Source organism: Pseudomonas sp. P7758, from assembly GCF_013386485.1.
Classification (GTDB): domain Bacteria; phylum Pseudomonadota; class Gammaproteobacteria; order Pseudomonadales; family Pseudomonadaceae; genus Aquipseudomonas.
Map to the genome: position 1 here is coordinate 1 of NZ_JACARS010000170.1, position 17,867 is coordinate 17,867.

The window sequence follows — 17,867 nt, forward strand, 5'->3', positions numbered from 1 at the left end:
GAGTGCGAAGCGCTCCCAAAGATTCCGGGGCCGCTACGCAGCCCAGCGGGAGCAAGCTCCCTCGCCACAGGTTGGTATGACCGTAATAGCGATTTAAACCTGCCCCCTGGCCTGCTGCTCCAGGTGCACCTGCAACGCAGGATCAATCTTCAACTGCGCCGCCAGCTCATCCAGATAATTGCGCTCCGCGTCCCGCTGGTCATCCACCAGCAGCACACTGACCAGGTACACCTCCGACGCCACCGCCGGGTCGCCGGCAAACTCGGCAAAATCCGCCGCATTCAGCGGCTTGGCCACCTCGGCATCCAGCCACGCCTGCAATTGCGGATCATCGGTGTGCTTGCCGATCTCGGCCGAGATCATCTGCTGCTCCCGCTCATCAATCTCGCCATCCGCCTTGGCTGCCGCGATCAATGCACGCAGCACGGCGTGGCTGTGTTCTTCGACCTGCGCGCCAGACAACTGGTCAACCGTCTGCAACGCCTGCTGCGGCGCCGACGCCTGTTGCCGCTGCCAGGCCTGATACGCCTGGAACGCCATCATCCCCAACGACGCCAGCGCCGCGTAGTTGGTGCCGCCGGTGCGCCCCTGAGGCGCCGCACGGGTTCCGCCGAGCATGCCGCCCAGGCCACCGAGCAAGCCACCAAGGCCGCCACCGCCGGAAGCCGAAGCACCGCTGCCGCCCAGCAAACCGCCAAGCAAGCCGCCCAAACCACCGAGCCCGCCCTGAGACCCGGGTGCAGCGCCGCCCTGCTGGCTGGACGAGGCCTGGCCCGCCCGCAGCAATTGTTCCAGTAGATCGCCGGTATTCATGGTGTCACCCTCCCAGGGCGCAGAGTTCCAGATCAACAACAATAGCTGCGCTGCGCGAGAACACCATGACCGCCCGGCAGGCTCGCATTATCATGGCGACGCCCCCCCATCGAGGAACCTCACGTGACCCGTACCGAGCAGATTGCCTTGATGGCGACCTATAACCAGTGGATGAACCGCAAGGTGTATGAAGCGGCCCACGGCCTGAGCGACGAAGACTTGATTGCCGACCGTGGCGCGTTCTTCGGATCGATCCTTGGCACGCTGAGCCACCTCGCCCTGGGTGATCGCGTCTGGCTCAAGCGTTTCGCCGAGCATCCAGCAGGCTTTGCCACGCTGGTACCGTTAGACGCGTTGGGGTTGCCGCCACGTCTGAATCAACTGGCCTTCGCCGATATCCGTGAACTGTCGGCCCACCGCGCCTGGCTCGACCAGCTCATCATCGACTGGGTGCAGTCGATCAGTGAGTCGGACCTGGATCAGCCCCTGCAGTACCACAACATGGCGGGCACGCCCATGAACAAGAATTTTCATGCACTGCTCGTGCACTTCTTCAATCACCAGACCCACCACCGGGGCCAGGTGACAACGCTGTTGACCCAGGCCGGGCGCGACGTGGGCGACACCGACCTGCTGGCGCTGATGGACTAGTTCAACCGCCGCTGTACTCGGCGTACGCCTGTATCAGCGCGGGGAAATTCTCCCTCTCCGGGAGCTGCGCAAAGCTGTGCTGCGCCGGGGTAGTCGCCCACGGCAGCTTTTCACTGGTCCAGGTTTCAATGAATGGCACATAGCCGCTGGCGTCATCCAGCATGGTGGGACGCAGGTTGATCAGATCTTCCACGCCATTGGGGCGGGAAAACATCCAACTCATGCAGTGGGGGCAGCAGTAGTGGCGGTCTACGCCATGCAACCCGCCGATCACCGGGTTGCCCTGGGTGATGGTGAATCCGTGGCTGGGGATCAGCGCGCTCAGCGAGAACGCGCTGGATGACATCTTCTGGCACCCGGTGCAGTGGCACGCCATGGTGATCAATGGTTTTTCGGTCACGGTAAAACGCACCCGGTCACAACGGCAGCCGCCTTCCTGGGACTCTTGATTGCTCATCTTCCACTCCAGTCACATTGTGTGTGTGACCGGAGGATAAACGAGCGGGTGCGTCGCGAACAGCAATGCCGGTCAGGTTACGGCGCGGCAATCACCATGGATACGCCAGGTACTTCTGCAACTGGCCTTTGCGTCACCAGCAAGCGCAATGGGTGTCGAAAGGAGCGCAATACCCTCAAACGAACGCATGGAGCAGCGAACTGTCATAAAAGACAGAGCGGTGAACATCAGCCAATGGCTGCCCCGCCCTGCCCGCGCGCATCAGCAGATTACCGATGCGACGCATCCCCCAAGAAGGAGACGCTTACATGGTCATTCACTTCAAGGTCGCCGGGCATCTTGCCTGCGGTCATCACGGCAACAACCTCCCTTCCAGCACCGAGCTGAATCGGGTCAAGTGCCGTACCTGCCGTAACACCGAAGTCTTCAAGGAAGCCCGCCGCACCCAACGCAACGCCGCTCGGCGTGCCGCGCGCAAGTCCAAAATCGCCCATGCCGCCGGTGACTGGCGCAGTGCCTGGACCCAGCGCCTGACCGACCTGCCAGGCCGTCAGCGCCTGCCACGCGGGTTCCACGGCCAGCCATTCGTTTAAGTTACGCAGCCGGGGCACGACGGTAAGCGGCCAACAGCACGCCCATCGTCATCAACAACCCACCCGCCCCGCGATTGAAATGCTGCAAATGTGCGGGCCGCAAGCGACTGAGCAAGCGTGCCCCGCATACCGCGTAGAACATCATGATGCTGACATTGAGCACGCACAGCGCCAGCAACAGGCACGCGTACTGCGGCAGTTGCGCCTGGGTGCTGTCGACGAATTGCGGCAGGAATGCCGACATGAACAACAACGCCTTGGGATTGGAAATCGCCACCAGGAAACTGCGGGTGAAAATACTCGCCGAGCGGGTGCCGCCGTCCTCACCTTCGCCCACCGATGGCAACGCCGCCTGGGGTGATCGCAACATCTGCCAGCCGATCCAGATGAGGTACGCCGAACCGATCCATTTCAGCGCCTGAAACAACCCTTCGCTGGCCGCCAGCAGCAATCCCAGGCCACACGCCACCGCCGTCACCAGCAACGCGTCGGCCAACACCGCCCCGGCCATGCCCCAGAACGCCGCCTGCAAACCATGGCGCGAACCATTTTGCAGGGCCAACAGAACCGTCGGGCCAGGTATCGCGATAATCGCGGCGCTCATCATCACGAACAGAAATAAGGTTGCCAGGGACATGACAGGTTCCTACGGGCTGATCAGCTGCGAATCATCCCACCATATCCTCTGTGTGGCGAGGGAGCTTGCTCCCGTTGGGCTGCGCAGCGGCCCCAAAATCCTGGGAGCGCTTCGCACTCCAGCGGGAGCAAGCCCCCTCGCCACCGGTCATGTGTTGCTCAATTGGGTGCCAATAAAAAGCCCCGGATTGACCGAGGCTGTTGAGGGCTCATGCATCATTGGCGACCGGCCTAGACCGTGCCTTGTAACCCGGTAGCGCCGCGGCATACGCCAGCGCCTGTTCACGGGAACCGAAGGATGCCAGGCGATCAGCCTTGGTACAGACGCGCCACGGGCCGCTGTTGACCTGCACGATGTCATAACCGTTGAGATGCAGCTTGTTCAGCATGGGAGTGCTCATAGTCACCTCTCTCTCCAGAGATAATCCAGGTGTTTGCCCGGTCTACCATACACCCGCTGACGACGAGGCAGCCTACCGGACGTCGAGTCAGCGGTAGGCTGGCAACCCCCATCGCGCGAGGTCAAACGCCTCCAGGCTCAGCAGTCTTCCATCCGCATGCAGGAACTTCTCCTGCGGCATCGCCGGGTCCGGGATGGCCACGGCGTACATCCCGGCCGCCTTGGCCGCAGTGATGCCAAATGGCGAATCCTCGAACACCAGGCATTCAGCGGGCGTCACTCCCAGTCGCTCGGCAGCCACCAGGAAGATATCCGGCGCCGGCTTGGCAGCGCCTACCTGAGGGTCATCGGCGGTGACGATGGCATCGAACAAGCAGAACCAGTCGCGGTGCAAGGTGGTTTTCAGTTCGAAATAGTGCCGCGACGAACTGGTACCCACCGCAATCGGCACACCGTGGGCCGACAAATGCCGCACCAGCGCCTGGGCCCCGGCCATGGCCGCCGCCTGGGGAAACCGCGCATTCATCAATGGTGTGCGTTCCTGCAAGAACGCCTCGGGGCTCATCGGCAAGCCCACGGCCTGCACGATATAGCTGGCCAGTTCATAAGCCCCCAGGCCGATGGTGTTCTGCTTCATGCTCCAGTCAAAGGTGCGGCCGTAGCGGTCGGCAATCAGTTGGGTGACTTCGGTGTAGATGCCTTCGGTGTCGAGCAGCAGGCCGTCCATGTCGAAGATCACGGCCTTGATCGGCGCGGGTAGCGGTGCATTCATCACGGTGTCCTCAGGTGCGCCCGGCGTAATGGTCGATCAAGCGGTTGAGCAAAATCGCCAGCACGATGATCACCCCGGTGATCGCCATCTGGTAGAACGAGCCCAGCCCCAGCAGGTTGAAGATATTGCGCAACACCTGCAGCAGCATCACCGCCACCGCCGTCCCTACCACGCTGCCGCGCCCGCCGAACAGGCTGGTGCCACCCAGCACCACGGCGGCAATTGCATCCAGTTCCAGCCCCTGGGCTGCGGTCGGTTGGCCGACGTGCAGGCGTGAGGTCATCAACAAGCCGGCGAATGCTGCCAGGCCGCCGCAGATGGCGAACACCGCAATCGTCACCGCCCGCACCGGCACGCCGGACAGCCGCGCAGCCTCCAGGTTGCCGCCGGTGGCCAGCACATACTCGCCAAACACCGTGTAGCGCAGCACCAGCCAGGCGATGACGGTGATCAGGATAAAGATCAGCCCCAGCACCGGAAACGCAATGCCAGCGCTGGGCCAGATGTCGATCATGGCCGAGCCGAACGAGGTGAAGCTGGCCGGCAATCCGCCAATCGGCGCACCGTCGGATGCCAGGAAGGTGGCCCCGCGCAGCGACACCAGCCCGGCCAGGGTGATGATAAAACTCGGCACCTTGCCAAACACCGTGAGGCTGCCCATCAAGGTGCCGATGGCCAGTCCCACCAGCAACGTGGCCGGCACCGCCAGCCAGCCGCTGACCTGCTGCTGCAGGAGCACCGCCACCAGGATCCCGCCGAAGGCACACAGGCTGCCCACCGACAGGTCGATATTGGCCGTAAGGATAACGAAGGTCATGCCGATGGCGATGATCCCGACAATCGCCCCCTGCTGGAACAGGTTGGCGATGTTGCCGAAGGTCAGGAAGTCGTCCGACAGGAACGTCGCCACCACCACCGCAAACAGGAAAATGAACACAAAGTTGTAGCGCATCACCCACTCCAGCACCGCACTGCGACGGCGGCTGGTGAGGGTGACGGGCTTATCGAAAACCGGGCTTGGGTTGCTTGCAATAGTCATGGTTCTACACTCGTTCTACCGATAAGGATGGCCTGGTCGATCTGGTCGCGACTGGCAGTCAAGGGGTCGAAACACAGCGCGTTGCGCCCCTCATGCATCACCCAGATGCGGTCGCAATTGACGTACAACTCGTCCAGCTCGCTGCTGGCGACCAGCACCGCCGCCCCTTCCTGCGCCAGGCTGCGGGCCAGGGCATAGAGGTCGGCCTTGGCGCCGACATCCAGGCCACGACTGGGCTCGTCCAGCAGCAACAGGCGCGCGCCGTCGATCACCCACTTGGCCATGACCACCTTCTGTTGATTGCCGCCGGAGAGCTGGCGTACCGGTTGCTCAAGGTTGTCGAGCTTGGTCTGCAAGCGCTGCAGCACCGGGCCGGCGCGGTCCTTGGCCTGGCGATGGGAAAACCAGTTCAAGTGCCGGGTGTGCACCAGGCAGGCATTGCGGTAGATGGGCGCATCCAGCAGCAGGCCTTCGGTCTTGCGGTTTTCCGGCACCAACCCGACGCCCTGGCGGATCGCCTGGCGCGAGGTTTGCGGCTGATAAGGCTGGCCAAACAGTTCAACATCGCTGTCGTTGCGCCCCACGCCAAACAAGGCTTTGAGCAACGTGCTGCGCCCTGCCCCGTTAAGCCCGGCAAGCCCGACAATTTCGCCCTGACGCACTTCCAGCCCCTGCACGTCCAGGCCCTGCTCGCCTTGCAGCCGGCGAATATTCAGCGCCAGGTTGTCCCGCGGCGCCTGACGCGGGCTGCGTTCCAGCAGGTCGCGGTGCTCGCCGACCACGGCGGCGATCAGCGCCTGGTCGTCGATCTGCGCCAGCTCGTGGGTTTGCAGGGTTCGCCCGGCACGCAGCACCGTGACACGGTCGCCGATCTCGCGAATTTCATTCAAGCGGTGGCTGACATACAGCACCGCCACACCCGCCGCAGTGATCTCGCGAATCACCTGGAACACCCGCTTGAGTTCGGTCTCGTTCAGCGCCGCCGAAGGCTCATCCATCACCACCAGCCGGGCCTCACAGGTCAGTGCCCGGGCGATGGCCGCCAATTGCTGGTTGGCAATCGACAGGCTGCCCACCCGGTCGGAACTCGAGAAGTTGGCCCCGATCCGCAACAGTGCGGCCTTGGCCAACGCACTGCGCTTGCCCCGGGAAATAATCCCGAAGCGCTGGGGCGCATAGCCGAGCATCAGGTTCTCTTCGACGGTCATCTGCGGGATCAGGTCGAGCTCCTGATAGATCATCGCGATCCCGGCCTGGCGCGCCTGTTGCGGATTCTTCAGTTCCACCCGCCGGCCCGCCACCGACATCTCGCCGCCATCAGGGCGATGGGCGCCAGCGACGATTTTCAACAGGGTACTTTTGCCCGCGCCATTGGCACCCAGTAGGCAATGCACCTCACCGGGCCGAACGTCGAGGGAGGCATCGGTCAGCGCCACCACATTGGGCGGAAAACGCTTGCTGACATGACGGATATCCAGGGCCAACTCACTCATGATCCTGCTCCAGCAAATAGCGGGCGGTGGCCGCGTCGGTGGCCAGCACATTGACATAGCCGGCCTTGACGCTGGCGTGGACGATGCGGTGCTTTTGCGCGCCAACGCACACGGCAATGGACCAGGCCTTGTCGCGCAAGGCGGCCAACGGCAGGCCCAGGGTGCGGGCGTCGAGTTCGGGCATCACCGGTTCACCGTCCATGCCGATAAAGCGGCCCATGATGTCGCCGACGGCGCCCAGGCGTTCCAGCTCTTCGAGCAATGGCCGGTCGATGTAACCCGACTCCATCAACACCGAATGATCAGACAACTCCCCCAGGCTGAAACACGCCACCGGCGCCTGTTGCCCGAGGCGCAATACCTGGGCGATCACCGGGTCCTGCTCCAGTGCCTCGCGGGTATGCGCATGCCCGAGAATCGCCGGCACCGGCAGCAACGTGGCCTGGCCACGGGCAGCCTGGGCGAAGCGCTCGGCGACGTTATGGCTGGACTCGCCCATCGAACGGGTATTGATCGCGCCGTTCAGCAGCACCACGTTGACCCCCTCGTTCCAGCGCGGCACCAGCCACTGGGCCATTTTGGTCAGGGTGCGGCCCCACGACACGCCGATCAGCGCCGGCATCGGCTGCAAGTTGCACAGGTAACGGGCGGCGGCCTGGGTCACCACGTTCAGCGCGGTGTCGGCATCTTCCACATCCAGCACCAATGCTTCACGCAGGCCGAAACGCCGTTGCAAAGCTACTTCCAGCTGCGGCAAGCGCGCCGAGCGGGCGACGATATCGATGCGCACCACCCCGCAATTCCGCGCCTCGCGCAGCAAGCGGCTGACTTGCCAGCGGGTCAGGCCGGTCTCCCGGGAGATATCGCTTTGGGTCTTTTCCAGGTCGTAATACAGCTTGGCCACCTGGACCATCAAGTCATCACGCTGGGAATCGGCCGACAACCGCGTGGCAAACGTTTCTTCAGGGTGGGCGCTCATGCTGCCGGCCTTACGCCGAGCGTGCGGTTCGCCGGTGGCTTGCAACTGATGGGCGCGACGCTGTCGGTGGCGGCGCGGTAGCGGCCCAACAGCTCGATGTATTGCTCGTGGGCGTAAGGGTCGGGCTCGATCAGCCGGCCGATGGTGGTGAAGTCGGTAGCGGCTTCCTGCAAGGTGCCGAACTCGCCGAGGGCGCAGGCGGCAGCGGCGGCGGTGCCGATCAGGGTGAGGTTATCGTGGGGCACCATTTCGAACGGCACACCGGTGGCATCCACCGTGGCCTGCAACCATAACGGGTTCTTCTGGAAACCACCGGCGGCGACCACCCGGGTGATCTCGATGCCCTCGGAGCGCCAGGTGTGAAAGATGTTCGCCGAGCCCAGGGCAATCGCTTCCACCGAGGCGCGGTACAGGTCATGCCGGTCATGGTTCAGCGACAGGCCCATGATCGCGCCGCGCATGTCCGGTGAGCGGTACGGTGTACGGTTGCCCATCCAGTAATCGAGCACCAGCAAGCCGGTGGAGCCGGGCTGCAGTTCTGCGGCCTGGCGGATCAGGCGCTGGTGCCCGGCATCGTCGAGGCCGAACATCTTTTGCGCCAGCCAGTTGAGGATCGAACCGGCGGAGACTTGCCCGCCTTCCATCAACCATTGGCCGTCGAGCAAGGCGCCGGGGTACGGGCCCCAGATGCCCGGTACGTCGATGCGTTGCGGGGTGTGCATCAGTTGCACCACCGAGGTACCGCCGATAAACAACAGCTCGCCGGCGCCAGTGGTACCGGCACTGAGCATCGCCATGTGGGCGTCGATTCCGCCCTGGGCCACCAGGGTGTCGCGGCTCAGGCCCAGATGATTGGCGGCATCGGCGCTCAAAGGGCCGATCCGCCCACCGACCTTGATCACTTCCTGAGGGAGTTTTTGCGCCAGTTCAGGCACGCCCAGTTCGGCGTACAATTCCACCGGAAAACGCTGCTGCAAGGTGTCGTAATTCCACTTGCAACTGGCATTCAATTGGGAGGCGACCCAGCGCCCGGTCAACTGAAAGTTGATCCAGTCCACGGCCTCGCAAATACGCTCGGCGCGCTGGTAAACCTGAGGCTCGTGCTCGGCCAGCCACATGGCCTTGGGCACCAGCCATTCCACCGCGTCACCGCCCTGGTTCATCATCGGGTGGCTGACGTGGGCGGTGCGCGCCGACTCGGCAGCGGCGCGGCAATCCATCCATAACAACGCCGGGGCCAGGGGTTGGCCGTCCACCTGGGCAACCACCACGGTGGAGGCTGTGGTGGCGACGCACACCGCCGCCACCTGCGGGTGCCCGGCCTGGGCCATTAACTGCCGGCAGGCCTTGCCCAGCGCCGACCACCAGTCCGCCGGCGCCTGCTCGGCCCAACCCAACTGCGGGTATTGCGTGGCATACGGCGCCTCGGCGACGTGTACCAGTTTGTGGCTGTGCAGGTCATACAAACCAGCCCGCACCCCACCTGTTCCGAAATCCAGTCCCAACAACAAGGTCATCGGTAGTTCTCCTGCGTCTTGTAACAACGCTTTTTGTTTTAAGCCCGGCAACGCACAGCGTCGTCGGGCTTGGCGACACACAGCTGACGCGGCTCAGGGACGGAAAATTACCTTGGCCGCGACTTCGCTGCGATCGGCATAGCGCTTGAACATCGCCGGCAATTCATCCAGCGGCAAGTCGTGGGTAATCATGAACTGCCACTGCAATTCACCGGAAGCCAGCTTGTCGAGGGAGGCCGTCCACTCATCGCCCGGGAACGGTGCCGAGAACGAGTTCCAGGCGCCGTGCAGGGAGATTTCCTGGCGCAGGAAGTGCGAGAACGTCGCAGTGCTGAGGGCCACGTCACTGGTGGGAATGCCGATAAACACCACATGCCCGCCAGCCTTGGTCAGTTGCACGGCCTGGTTGATCGAGCTGGGATGGCCTGCCGCTTCAATCACCAGTTGGCAACGGGGCAACTCGGCATCCGCCGCGCCGCTGAGCAGGGTGTGGGTGGCGCCGGCTTCGCGGGCCATGGCGAGTTTCTCTTCGGCGATGTCGATGGCGACGATGTCCTTGGCCCCCATGATCCGCAGCCACTGGATCGCAAACAGGCCGATCGGCCCGCAACCTACCACCGCCCCGCTCTGCCCGGCCTTGAAGTCGGCTTTCCAGATCGCATGCAGGGCAATCGCCGCCGGATCCACCAGGGACGCGGCAATCGGGTCCATGCCTTGGGGCACCTTGATCAGGTTGCTCAGGGGCACATTGACGTACTCGGCATACGCGCCGTCGCGGCGGCTGCCGAAGTAATCGTAGCGCTCCGAGCGGGATGGAAAGCCACGGGCATATTGGTCGCTGCTGACGTCCGGGATCATCGGCGGCACAGTCACCAGTTCGCCGATGGCATAGCCTTCGACACCGCTGCCGATCTCTTCGATAAAGCCTGCGAATTCATGGCCGCAAATCAGCGGCATCACATGGGCGCCCTTGCTCAGCATGCGCGGGATATCCGAGCCGCACACGCCGCAGGCGGCGACCCGAACCAGCGCGTGGCCGGCCTTGACCGCAGGTTTTGGAACATCTTCGACCCGGATATCGCCCGGTTGGTACATGACGGCAGCTTTCACAGTGAATTCCTCTGTTGAGTGACGAGTGCGTTCGACCAGGCACCTCCCGCAAGAGGTGCCCGCAAAAATCCATAGCGTGGCGGCGCAGATCCGTCAGAGCGCGCCGGGGCGGTATTCGCCGAAGGTAGAGTCATGCTTGACCTCGGCCACGTTGGCCTTGGTCACCACCTGGGTGCCGGCGTCGACAAAGTTCGGCACCGACTTGCCGGCCGCCAGGGCCCGCGCCGCCTCGATGGCGACCTCGCCCAGGTAGCGTGGGTCGTTGAGGGCGGTGGCCACGTATTGATCGCCGCTCTGGATGGCATTCAAGGCCTCGGACAAGCCGTCGATCCCGGCCACGAGGACGTCTTTCTTGCCGCTTTCGGTGAGCACTTGCAGCGCGCCCATGGCCATGTCGTCGTTATGCGCGATCACCGCCTTGAGGTCCGGGTGCGCTTGCAGCAAATCCTGCATTGCCGTGACTGCGTTGGCGCGCATGTACTCGCTGTAGGGGCCGTCGATGATCTTGAAGTCGGTGCCGGCCAAAGCGGTGTGGAAGCCCTTGCGGCGTTCTTTCATTACCGTACCGCCGGCGTCGCCCTGGATCTCGATGATCTTGCCCTTGGTCACGCCGCGCTGCTTGAGCGCGGCGAGCAGCGCCTTGCCGGACAGCTCGCCCATCTCGGCATTGTTACGGCCAATGGTGGTGGCGACCGGGGCATTGATTGCGCGGTCGACGGCAATCACCGGCACCTTGGCGCGTTTGGCGGCGTCGAGGGCCGCGCCCACGGCGTCGGGGTTCACGGCATTGATGATGAGGATGTCGACCTTACGGGTCAGCAGGTCCTGGATATCGTTGTTCTGCTTGCTGATATCGCCGTTGGCGTCGAGGAAGATCAGCTCGTCGCCGCCCTTGGCCGCTGCAGCCTTGGCGCCGTCGCGCAGTTGTACGTAGAAGGGAGATTGCAGGGTGACCTGGCTGAAACCGATCTTAAGATCCTTGGCCTGGGCGTTCAGCGCCAGCGCCGAGGCCGCGACAGCCAGTGCAAGGGCCAGCACATGAACAGGTTTACGGGCTATCTGGAGCATGGTGATTCCTATTTTTATTGTTGTCAGGATTCGGGCACGGCCTTCAGGGAGGCCGTGCTCACAAATGTGAACCGCAATCACATTTGAAAAACTATGCCTTGCTCCCGAGAGTGTCAAGGCCAATTTGTTAAATTCCGAACAAATGAAATAAAAATCACAATGCTGTTTGAGTCAGATCAGCAGGATCGCCCCGCTGTCCCTGATCACCTGCTGCTGTGCCGCCTCGAGCCCGGGGTCGCTGATCACCCGCTGGAAGTCCGACAGCTCGGCAAAGTGTGCCGCACGTACTTCGTCGAACTTGCTGTGGTCGGCCACCAGCACGCAGGTCTGCGCCCGCGCCATGACCCGGCGCTTGACCTCCACTTCGTTGAGGTTGTAGCAGGTCACACCGTGGGCGGCGCTGACGCCGGCCGCGGAAATGAACGCCCACGCCACACGGATGCCATCCAGGATGCCCGCCTCGGCATGGCTCTCGAAGACCATGTTGCGCCGATGAAAGGTGCCACCGCAGAGGATGATGGTGCAGTGGGGCTTTTGCTGGAGCTTGAGCAATACGTTGAGGGAATTGCACAGCGCGGTGAACTCCAGGTCATCCGGCAACGCCTCGATAATGAACGGCGTGGTGGTGCCGCAATCGATAAACACCGTGTCGCCGGGGCGCACCAGGCTGGCGGCCAGCACGCCGATCTGACGCTTCTCGGCGACGTGGCGCTGGTCCTGTTCGGCGACCTGGTAATCGGGCTCCGGCGGCCCGCTGCGGGTTACGTGCCCGCCCAACAGGCGCAGGCCCTGGGGGCTGTCTGCCAGGTCGCGGCGCAGGGTCATTTCCGATACGCCCAGCAATGCGGCCATGTCACGCAAGTGAATCGCCGACTCGCCCTGCAAGGCCTTGTGCATGGCCCGAAATCTTTCGCTTTTCTTTGAATCCACTGCGTTCCAACCCTCGTTGAATGCGTGCCCTTGATCAGGGCAGTCACAAATTCCATTTACAATGTTATTTATTTCACATTTAATGCATCCAACTTAACACAAACCGGCTTTTCCCAGCACCTCATCCTTACAGGACACTTGCCATGCCGACTGATCCGTTGCCGCTCGCGGCCTATATCGACCACACCCTGCTGGCCGCCGATGCTTCCCAGGCGAGCATTCGCCAACTGTGCGCCGAGGCCCGCGAGCATGGCTTCAAGTCCGTGTGCGTCAACAGCGCCAACGTGCCGCTGGCCGCCGAATGCCTGCGCGACGCCGCGCCGTTGGTCTGTGCCGTCGTCGGCTTCCCCCTGGGTGCGGGCTTGAGTGCAGCCAAGGCTTATGAGGCAAAGCTTGCGATCGAGGCCGGTGCAGGCGAGATCGACATGGTGCTGAACATCGGCTGGCTGAAGGATGGCCTGCTGGACCAGGTACGCGACGATATTGCCCAGGTGCTGGCGGCCTGCGGCGCGGTGCCGCTGAAAGTCATCCTCGAGACCGGCCTGCTGGATGACCAGCAGAAAACCCATGCCTGCAGCCTGTGCCGCGAGCTGAACGTGGCGTTCGTCAAGACCTCCACCGGTTTCGGCCATGGCGGCGCGACATTGGCGGATGTGCGCCTGATGCGCGGCGTGGTGGGGGCGCAGATAGGCGTGAAGGCGTCGGGCGGCGTGCGCGATCTGGCGACGGCCCAGGCGATGATCGAAGCCGGTGCTACGCGCCTGGGTAGCAGCTCCGGGATCGCCATCGTCAGCGGCGCAAAGGCGGCCGCGGGCGCCTACTGAGTTGAGTGCAGCGCTGGCGCCCTTTCACAACCCTTTCACAGTCGGGCGCCTATGGTCACCTCAGCTCCTGGTGAAAACCTTTAAGCCCGCGCTCCCCATCGCGGGCTTTTCTTTGCCCGGAATTTATCCGCAGGTCAGCTACAGCCGGCGTGGCGGTGAGCCGGCGCAGGCCACGCCATCCAGGCAGAATACAAACGGGGCCACCACTTGAATCTCGCCTTTGAGCAGCATTGAGGGTGGAGGCGCAGGCACTGGCGACGCCGCCGGAACGAATCTCTCCACGGCGCTGACGAACAGATCCGAACCTGTATGGCTGATGACTTTGTGGCGTATCAGGTTGCCTTTGGCGTCAACCACGAATTCAACCCTGACCAGGCCGGTCAATCCTTGCAGGCGAGCTTCTTCGGGGTACGACTTGAAGTGATTGAGGTGAGTGAGCAACTGGTATTCCCATAAGCGTTGTTCTGCCAGTTGTTCCCGGGTGGGGCCGCTCGTGCAGGCACAAAGCAGTAAGACAAGTGCGATCCAGCTGTATTTCATAAACGCAGTTCCGTTGACGTTTGGTGTGCAAGGTGAGGCTAATCAAGGCTCGGTGCGTCAGCGTGTTATCCAGGTCGAACAGAATGGCCCGTGGGTACACGAATGCTTCTTGTGGAAAACCAAATCTGCCTCTCAGGCGGTGGTACTGACGATGGAGCCGGTACCGCTTCCACCGTCGGAAGTCAGTGCCTGCAACAACGCCGAAGACGCAGACTGCAATGCAGCTGCCGTTGCGGCAATCTGCGCCTGGGCGGCAGCCACGGCGGCCGCTTTGGCGTCTGCGCTTTGATTGCTGGCTTGGGCCTTTTGCATGTTTTGCTGCTGCTCTTGAAGCTGCTTTTGCAACTCCGCAATCTGCTTTTTCAGCGCCTTGACGGTGTCGGACTCCTGCGACGTGGATGCCGCCTGGCCGCCACCTGCAGCGGGCGCACTTTTGGCACCCGTGTCCGGGTTGAGACTCAGGGTTCCAGAGTCTTCGGTCTTGGAGCTATCGCTGACGCTGGCCGGACTTGGGTTGGCGGGTACTGAAGCGAGACTGCTGACGTTAGTGATCATGTCAAATATCCAATTCCGGTATCGATGTTAATTGATCGGCGCTTAAGCTGATTACTTTAACCCGTTATCGACCCTACCGAACCTGGCGACAACAGCGGACCGATTCAGCGGCAAGGTCTCGAAAAGACGTTGACCAGGCTTCCATCCGGATCACGCAGCAATACCGAAGTGTTGCCCCATGGCATGACCGTCACCGGCATCACCACATCAGCCCGACCGATACGCAGCAGGACGGCCTCGACATCATCCACTTGAAACTCCAGGATCGCCGAACGGTTGCTGGCGGCGACTGCCAGTCCATCGTTGTGAAGGCGGACCAGGCGCTCATCGGCTATGGCCAGGACGACGCCGTCGAGGTGAATTTCAGCGAACCCGTCAGCCAGGTACCTTGGCTCGACAGTCGAGAGGTTGTGATAGAACTGAACGAGCCGTTTAAAGTGGTTGGTAACGAGACGAACAGACGAGAATTTCATCATTTGACCTGACAGGAGTGAGAGAACTCACCTTAATTCAAGCCCGCGTCAGTTCCTGACAGTAGTGTTGTTATCGGCGTTCCAAACGACAGCCTGTGCCACCACCACGTACTCGCCATTGAAGGTTGCCGCTGGCGAGCCGTAAAGCTGGTAACCCAGCGCAAGCGCTTCAGAGACCCGGTGACAGAAGGAGGCATCGTCCTTGCCTGTCAGGATCCGATAGGTAGGTAGGCCTTCAGGAGGGGAATTCTGCATGGGAGCACCTGCTGGAACAGTTAAGGAAAGCCACTTGGCGATCGGGTGACGCCGGCTTGTGCCCGATGATATCAGTCAATGATCACGTCGCGACCCTCGGCCTTCAAGCGCGCGAGATTGTCCTTCATCTGCTGCAACCGTTCAGGCGGATGCCCGTGCCATTTCGTGACCTCCGCCACGACGCGCAAAGGGTCAGTGGAGCGATAGGAAAGCGTGGGATTGCCGGGAAACTTCTTATCCGTCACGTTGGGGTCATCCATGATTGCCCCCGTTGGCTCCACAACATAAATCCGTTCCCGCCCACTGCCGAGCGCCAGCTCAGCCCCCCAGATGGCGGCATCCAGCGTGCCCGCAAAGTAAACCCAGGACAGTGCTTTACCTTCTGTAAAGTTGGACGGGTAGCCGACGCGGATCAGATCGCCCGGCTCCAGGTCGGCCCGGGTACCGTGAAAGAACTGACGGATGAACATGCCAGCGGTATTTGACATGGGCTCGTTACTCCGTGGATGAATGTTATGTTTGGATGCGAATGCCCCCATCGGCGGGGTTCCTCTATACCACCGCACCTCAGGAAACCGTTGTGACGAATCTGACCATACGACGCGCCAGTATCGACGACTTGCCTTTCATTGTTTTGCTGCTGGCAAATGACTCCCTGGGGGCTGTTCGAGAAGATAGCAGTCTTCCGCTTCAGAGTTCCTACACACGAGCGTTTGAGGCCATCGACGCAGACCCGAACCAGTTTCTTGCCGTCGCTGTGGCTGATGAAGAGGTGGTCGGTACTCTCCAACTTTCTTTCATTCCGAATATTTCTCATCGGGGCGCATGGCGAGCTCAAATCGAAGCCGTCCGCGTGCACGAGCGAATGCGTGGGAGCGGATTGGGCCGGCAATTCTTCGAATGGTCGTTTGAGCAAGCACGTCAGCGCCACTGCCAACTGATCCAGCTTACCTGTGATCGTACGCGGCCAGATGCTCATAGGTTTTATGAGTCCCTGGGGTTCTTGCCAACCCACACAGGCTTCAAGATGAAGCTGTGACCATTTGAGGCGAGCTGGCCCGGCGTTTGATTGCCGGGCCAGAGGGCGGAGTCAAAGCAATACAGTAGCAAGCATGCCCAAGGCGCCGAGGACAAACCCGATGAGTGCGCCACGCCCTGGTGCTTCATGGAACAGCGCCCAGACCACCACGGGCTCAAGCAGCAACAGGGAGGTGACTGAGACCACGGTGACGACCCAGATATCACCGACCGCCACGTACCCCAGCCAATACGCACCCAACAGGCAAAGCCCGGCAAAACACATCAGCACAACGGGAAGGACGAACGCCTCCCATGAACCATGCCCTGTCTGGGCAAGCCTGGCGGTTACCACCTCGCTGTAGATTGCACAAAACTCCCCCACCACCATCAACCCTAGAGCAGAAACTCCGAGTAGTTCTTTGGACATATCAAAAACTCCTTCGTATTCAACGCAATATTTTTCAGCTCCCAGCGAGCAATGCCGCTGCCCAGGAGCGTGTTGCAGTGATACGAAGCAGCCTTGAACAGGCCTGAATTACCGAAGTGCTTTTCCATGCTCATGTCCTTCAAAGGGTGAGTCTCAGCGCCCGGAAAAGGGCGCTCGCTGCGATCATACGTTCCGACAGCCCGCCTGAACAACCTGCCCCCTCTCGGTCTGCCGCGAAGTGCTTCTGCAGGATCAGTGAGCGTTGAACCAGTCGGGGTGCACAACCGGAAAGTGCTTTTTCAGCCAATCCACAAATGCATTCACCTGGGGTGCAAGATGGGATCGGCTGGGGTAAAGCACGGAAACCAGGCGCGGTGTCGGACGAAGTGCGCCGAGTACTTCAACCAGTTCTCCACTGGCGAGGTACGCCCCGACGGTAATCCCCGGTGCTTGAATAATGCCGAAGCCTGCAACGCCGCATTGAACGTATGCGTTGGACTCGTTCACGGTGATACCGCCGCGTGGAGTGTGTGGATGGTCCTCGCCCGCCATCGAGAAGTGCCAAGGCAGCGGCCTGTTGTTTTGACCCGAAAGAAAGCCGACGCACCGGTGGCCGGCAAGGTCCGCCAGGGTTTCCGGTACCCCGTAGGCCTGGAGATAACTTGCAGATGCACAGGTCACCATGATTGCGCTGCCTATTTCCCTGGCTACCAGGCTGGAATCCGGGAGATCACCGATTCGCAATACGCAATCGATGCCTTCCGCCACCAGGTCTACCCTGCGGTCGGTCACGCCGAGTGCCAGTTCGATCTCGGGAAATGCCTCGGTAAATTGCCTGAGGCTTTCCATGAACCCGTGCTGGGAAAACGCTGTGGGAATATCAATCCGAAGCCGCCCACTCAGCGTCGAGCCACTGCGGTCGAACATGGAAGTGGTTTCTGCGATGGTGGCCAGAATCTCTTTGACACGCTCGTAAAATCGTTCGCCCTCAGCCGTCAGCTTGACTTTACGCGTCGTGCGCTGGAACAGGCGCACACCCAGGGACGCCTCCAGTTCCTGAATAGTGCGCGTGACATAGGGACGGCCGGTCTGCGTCGCCTCCGCGACTTTTGTGAAGCTGCCCAACTCCGCCAGCTTGGCAAATACCTGCATCGACTGTAGAAGCGCCATACGTCTGTCCCCGGGAAGCCGGTGAAGGGTTGATTGTTACTCTCCAGAATAACAATGCTGTTGGATTCTGCCCATTTATGCCGCGCTGCGAAACCTCAACAATGGCCCCAACAACAAGGAGGCACTTGCCTCCCCTGCCCATTCA

General features: G+C 61.8%; 24 protein-coding genes. 4 read left to right on the plus strand and 20 right to left on the minus strand.

Translation table 11 applies throughout. From position 1 onward, the window contains the following. Nucleotides 1–93: 93 nt before the first annotated feature. Nucleotides 94–813: a tellurite resistance TerB family protein gene (locus HX873_RS28835; RefSeq protein WP_177123566.1), complete on the minus strand. Its 720-nt coding sequence runs from the start codon at nucleotides 811–813 to the stop codon at nucleotides 94–96. Nucleotides 814–936: 123 nt separating this feature from the next. Between HX873_RS28835 and HX873_RS28840 the strand changes: the two genes are divergently transcribed. After that, the gene (locus tag HX873_RS28840) at nucleotides 937–1,464 is read left to right on the plus strand and encodes a DinB family protein (protein ID WP_177123567.1); all 528 of its coding nucleotides are present in this window, start codon (nucleotides 937–939) and stop codon (nucleotides 1,462–1,464) included. A 1-nt stretch (nucleotide 1,465) separates the two neighbouring features. On the opposite strand, the gene HX873_RS28845 is transcribed toward HX873_RS28840, so the two are convergent. After that, a complete protein-coding gene (locus HX873_RS28845; RefSeq protein WP_003207766.1) occupies nucleotides 1,466–1,921 on the minus strand; it encodes a GFA family protein in 456 nt (151 codons plus the stop codon). 308 nt (nucleotides 1,922–2,229) lie between these two features. On the opposite strand from HX873_RS28845, the gene HX873_RS28850 reads away from it, so the two are divergent. Next, complete coding sequence (locus tag HX873_RS28850; RefSeq protein ID WP_177020084.1) at nucleotides 2,230–2,514, plus strand: hypothetical protein; 285 nt, start codon at nucleotides 2,230–2,232, stop codon at nucleotides 2,512–2,514. A 1-nt stretch (nucleotide 2,515) separates the two neighbouring features. Here the strand turns inward: HX873_RS28850 and HX873_RS28855 are convergent, their stop codons facing one another. The 10 genes from HX873_RS28855 to deoR all read right to left on the minus strand — a co-directional run bounded on the left by HX873_RS28855 (nucleotide 2,516) and on the right by deoR (nucleotide 12,458). Further along, nucleotides 2,516–3,151, minus strand: a complete 636-nt coding sequence (locus HX873_RS28855) for a LysE family translocator (protein WP_008435048.1) — start codon at nucleotides 3,149–3,151, stop codon at nucleotides 2,516–2,518. A 208-nt stretch (nucleotides 3,152–3,359) separates the two neighbouring features. After that, complete coding sequence (locus HX873_RS28860; RefSeq protein ID WP_023658809.1) at nucleotides 3,360–3,551, minus strand: hypothetical protein; 192 nt, start codon at nucleotides 3,549–3,551, stop codon at nucleotides 3,360–3,362. 87 nt (nucleotides 3,552–3,638) lie between these two features. Beyond that, nucleotides 3,639–4,322 (minus strand): HAD-IA family hydrolase, encoded by a 684-nt coding sequence (locus HX873_RS28865; protein WP_177028280.1) that lies wholly within the window; start codon nucleotides 4,320–4,322, stop codon nucleotides 3,639–3,641. A gap of 10 nt (nucleotides 4,323–4,332) precedes the next feature. Then, nucleotides 4,333–5,361: an ABC transporter permease gene (locus tag HX873_RS28870; RefSeq protein WP_003207754.1), complete on the minus strand. Its 1,029-nt coding sequence runs from the start codon at nucleotides 5,359–5,361 to the stop codon at nucleotides 4,333–4,335. Continuing rightward, on the minus strand, nucleotides 5,358–6,854 hold the full coding sequence (locus HX873_RS28875; RefSeq protein ID WP_177123568.1) for a sugar ABC transporter ATP-binding protein: 1,497 nt from the start codon (nucleotides 6,852–6,854) through the stop codon (nucleotides 5,358–5,360). The genes HX873_RS28870 and HX873_RS28875 overlap by 4 nt, the downstream gene beginning before the upstream one ends. Further along, nucleotides 6,847–7,833, minus strand: coding sequence for a sugar-binding transcriptional regulator (locus HX873_RS28880; RefSeq protein WP_177123569.1), 987 nt, complete (start codon nucleotides 7,831–7,833; stop codon nucleotides 6,847–6,849). The genes HX873_RS28875 and HX873_RS28880 overlap by 8 nt, the downstream gene beginning before the upstream one ends. Next, nucleotides 7,830–9,350, minus strand: coding sequence for a ribulokinase (locus tag HX873_RS28885; protein ID WP_177081504.1), 1,521 nt, complete (start codon nucleotides 9,348–9,350; stop codon nucleotides 7,830–7,832). The genes HX873_RS28880 and HX873_RS28885 overlap by 4 nt, the downstream gene beginning before the upstream one ends. Nucleotides 9,351–9,443: 93 nt before the next feature. After that, nucleotides 9,444–10,460 (minus strand): galactitol-1-phosphate 5-dehydrogenase, encoded by a 1,017-nt coding sequence (locus tag HX873_RS28890; RefSeq protein ID WP_371318409.1) that lies wholly within the window; start codon nucleotides 10,458–10,460, stop codon nucleotides 9,444–9,446. Nucleotides 10,461–10,553: 93 nt separating this feature from the next. After that, nucleotides 10,554–11,528 carry a substrate-binding domain-containing protein gene (locus tag HX873_RS28895; protein ID WP_003207745.1) on the minus strand — a complete coding sequence of 325 codons (975 nt, stop codon included), beginning with the start codon at nucleotides 11,526–11,528 and terminating at the stop codon, nucleotides 10,554–10,556. Between the two features lie 171 nt (nucleotides 11,529–11,699). Further along, nucleotides 11,700–12,458 carry a DNA-binding transcriptional repressor DeoR gene (deoR, locus tag HX873_RS28900; RefSeq protein ID WP_008435058.1) on the minus strand — a complete coding sequence of 253 codons (759 nt, stop codon included), beginning with the start codon at nucleotides 12,456–12,458 and terminating at the stop codon, nucleotides 11,700–11,702. Nucleotides 12,459–12,601: 143 nt separating this feature from the next. Between deoR and deoC the strand changes: the two genes are divergently transcribed. After that, nucleotides 12,602–13,282 (plus strand): deoxyribose-phosphate aldolase, encoded by a 681-nt coding sequence (gene deoC, locus HX873_RS28905; RefSeq protein WP_003207741.1) that lies wholly within the window; start codon nucleotides 12,602–12,604, stop codon nucleotides 13,280–13,282. Between the two features lie 138 nt (nucleotides 13,283–13,420). On the opposite strand, the gene HX873_RS28910 is transcribed toward deoC, so the two are convergent. The 5 genes from HX873_RS28910 to arr all read right to left on the minus strand — a co-directional run bounded on the left by HX873_RS28910 (nucleotide 13,421) and on the right by arr (nucleotide 15,593). Beyond that, nucleotides 13,421–13,822 (minus strand): TonB family protein, encoded by a 402-nt coding sequence (locus HX873_RS28910; RefSeq protein WP_177123570.1) that lies wholly within the window; start codon nucleotides 13,820–13,822, stop codon nucleotides 13,421–13,423. A 132-nt stretch (nucleotides 13,823–13,954) separates the two neighbouring features. Next, nucleotides 13,955–14,377, minus strand: a complete 423-nt coding sequence (locus tag HX873_RS28915) for a hypothetical protein (RefSeq protein ID WP_003207738.1) — start codon at nucleotides 14,375–14,377, stop codon at nucleotides 13,955–13,957. 104 nt (nucleotides 14,378–14,481) lie between these two features. After that, nucleotides 14,482–14,850: a VOC family protein gene (locus HX873_RS28920; RefSeq protein WP_177123571.1), complete on the minus strand. Its 369-nt coding sequence runs from the start codon at nucleotides 14,848–14,850 to the stop codon at nucleotides 14,482–14,484. Between the two features lie 48 nt (nucleotides 14,851–14,898). Then, a complete protein-coding gene (locus HX873_RS28925; protein WP_008435062.1) occupies nucleotides 14,899–15,105 on the minus strand; it encodes a DUF1737 domain-containing protein in 207 nt (68 codons plus the stop codon). Between the two features lie 71 nt (nucleotides 15,106–15,176). Then, nucleotides 15,177–15,593, minus strand: a complete 417-nt coding sequence (arr, locus tag HX873_RS28930; RefSeq protein ID WP_023658807.1) for an NAD(+)--rifampin ADP-ribosyltransferase — start codon at nucleotides 15,591–15,593, stop codon at nucleotides 15,177–15,179. A 92-nt stretch (nucleotides 15,594–15,685) separates the two neighbouring features. Between arr and HX873_RS28935 the strand changes: the two genes are divergently transcribed. Next, nucleotides 15,686–16,144 carry a GNAT family N-acetyltransferase gene (locus HX873_RS28935; RefSeq protein WP_003207728.1) on the plus strand — a complete coding sequence of 153 codons (459 nt, stop codon included), beginning with the start codon at nucleotides 15,686–15,688 and terminating at the stop codon, nucleotides 16,142–16,144. A 51-nt stretch (nucleotides 16,145–16,195) separates the two neighbouring features. Here HX873_RS28935 and HX873_RS28940 read toward each other — a convergent pair whose 3' ends face one another. From HX873_RS28940 to HX873_RS28950, 3 genes are all read right to left on the minus strand, one after another. Beyond that, entirely contained in the window at nucleotides 16,196–16,513 is a 318-nt protein-coding gene (locus tag HX873_RS28940; RefSeq protein WP_032899360.1) for a hypothetical protein, read from the minus strand. A 5-nt stretch (nucleotides 16,514–16,518) separates the two neighbouring features. Beyond that, entirely contained in the window at nucleotides 16,519–16,680 is a 162-nt protein-coding gene (locus tag HX873_RS28945) for a hypothetical protein (RefSeq protein ID WP_166742167.1), read from the minus strand. 124 nt (nucleotides 16,681–16,804) lie between these two features. Continuing rightward, complete coding sequence (locus tag HX873_RS28950; RefSeq protein WP_102370266.1) at nucleotides 16,805–17,704, minus strand: LysR family transcriptional regulator; 900 nt, start codon at nucleotides 17,702–17,704, stop codon at nucleotides 16,805–16,807. Between the last annotated feature and the right edge of the window lie 163 nt (nucleotides 17,705–17,867).

What these genes read in the sequence shown, in the direction of transcription:
- arr (WP_023658807.1), bottom strand. Translation starts at nt 15,593, where the DNA reads ATGTCAAATACCGCTGGCATGTTCATCCGTCAGTTCTTTCACGGTACC.
- HX873_RS28860 (WP_023658809.1), bottom strand. Translation starts at nt 3,551, where the DNA reads ATGAGCACTCCCATGCTGAACAAGCTGCATCTCAACGGTTATGACATC.
- HX873_RS28925 (WP_008435062.1), bottom strand. Translation starts at nt 15,105, where the DNA reads ATGCAGAATTCCCCTCCTGAAGGCCTACCTACCTATCGGATCCTGACA.
- HX873_RS28945 (WP_166742167.1), bottom strand. Translation starts at nt 16,680, where the DNA reads ATGGAAAAGCACTTCGGTAATTCAGGCCTGTTCAAGGCTGCTTCGTAT.
- HX873_RS28865 (WP_177028280.1), bottom strand. Translation starts at nt 4,322, where the DNA reads ATGAATGCACCGCTACCCGCGCCGATCAAGGCCGTGATCTTCGACATG.
- HX873_RS28910 (WP_177123570.1), bottom strand. Translation starts at nt 13,822, where the DNA reads ATGAAATACAGCTGGATCGCACTTGTCTTACTGCTTTGTGCCTGCACG.
- HX873_RS28875 (WP_177123568.1), bottom strand. Translation starts at nt 6,854, where the DNA reads ATGAGTGAGTTGGCCCTGGATATCCGTCATGTCAGCAAGCGTTTTCCG.
- HX873_RS28895 (WP_003207745.1), bottom strand. Translation starts at nt 11,528, where the DNA reads ATGCTCCAGATAGCCCGTAAACCTGTTCATGTGCTGGCCCTTGCACTG.
- HX873_RS28880 (WP_177123569.1), bottom strand. Translation starts at nt 7,833, where the DNA reads ATGAGCGCCCACCCTGAAGAAACGTTTGCCACGCGGTTGTCGGCCGAT.
- HX873_RS28850 (WP_177020084.1), top strand. Translation starts at nt 2,230, where the DNA reads ATGGTCATTCACTTCAAGGTCGCCGGGCATCTTGCCTGCGGTCATCAC.
- HX873_RS28950 (WP_102370266.1), bottom strand. Translation starts at nt 17,704, where the DNA reads ATGCAGGTATTTGCCAAGCTGGCGGAGTTGGGCAGCTTCACAAAAGTC.
- deoC (WP_003207741.1), top strand. Translation starts at nt 12,602, where the DNA reads ATGCCGACTGATCCGTTGCCGCTCGCGGCCTATATCGACCACACCCTG.
- HX873_RS28885 (WP_177081504.1), bottom strand. Translation starts at nt 9,350, where the DNA reads ATGACCTTGTTGTTGGGACTGGATTTCGGAACAGGTGGGGTGCGGGCT.
- HX873_RS28835 (WP_177123566.1), bottom strand. Translation starts at nt 813, where the DNA reads ATGAATACCGGCGATCTACTGGAACAATTGCTGCGGGCGGGCCAGGCC.
- HX873_RS28915 (WP_003207738.1), bottom strand. Translation starts at nt 14,377, where the DNA reads ATGATCACTAACGTCAGCAGTCTCGCTTCAGTACCCGCCAACCCAAGT.
- HX873_RS28845 (WP_003207766.1), bottom strand. Translation starts at nt 1,921, where the DNA reads ATGAGCAATCAAGAGTCCCAGGAAGGCGGCTGCCGTTGTGACCGGGTG.
- HX873_RS28870 (WP_003207754.1), bottom strand. Translation starts at nt 5,361, where the DNA reads ATGACTATTGCAAGCAACCCAAGCCCGGTTTTCGATAAGCCCGTCACC.
- HX873_RS28920 (WP_177123571.1), bottom strand. Translation starts at nt 14,850, where the DNA reads ATGAAATTCTCGTCTGTTCGTCTCGTTACCAACCACTTTAAACGGCTC.
- HX873_RS28940 (WP_032899360.1), bottom strand. Translation starts at nt 16,513, where the DNA reads ATGGTGGTGGGGGAGTTTTGTGCAATCTACAGCGAGGTGGTAACCGCC.
- HX873_RS28855 (WP_008435048.1), bottom strand. Translation starts at nt 3,151, where the DNA reads ATGTCCCTGGCAACCTTATTTCTGTTCGTGATGATGAGCGCCGCGATT.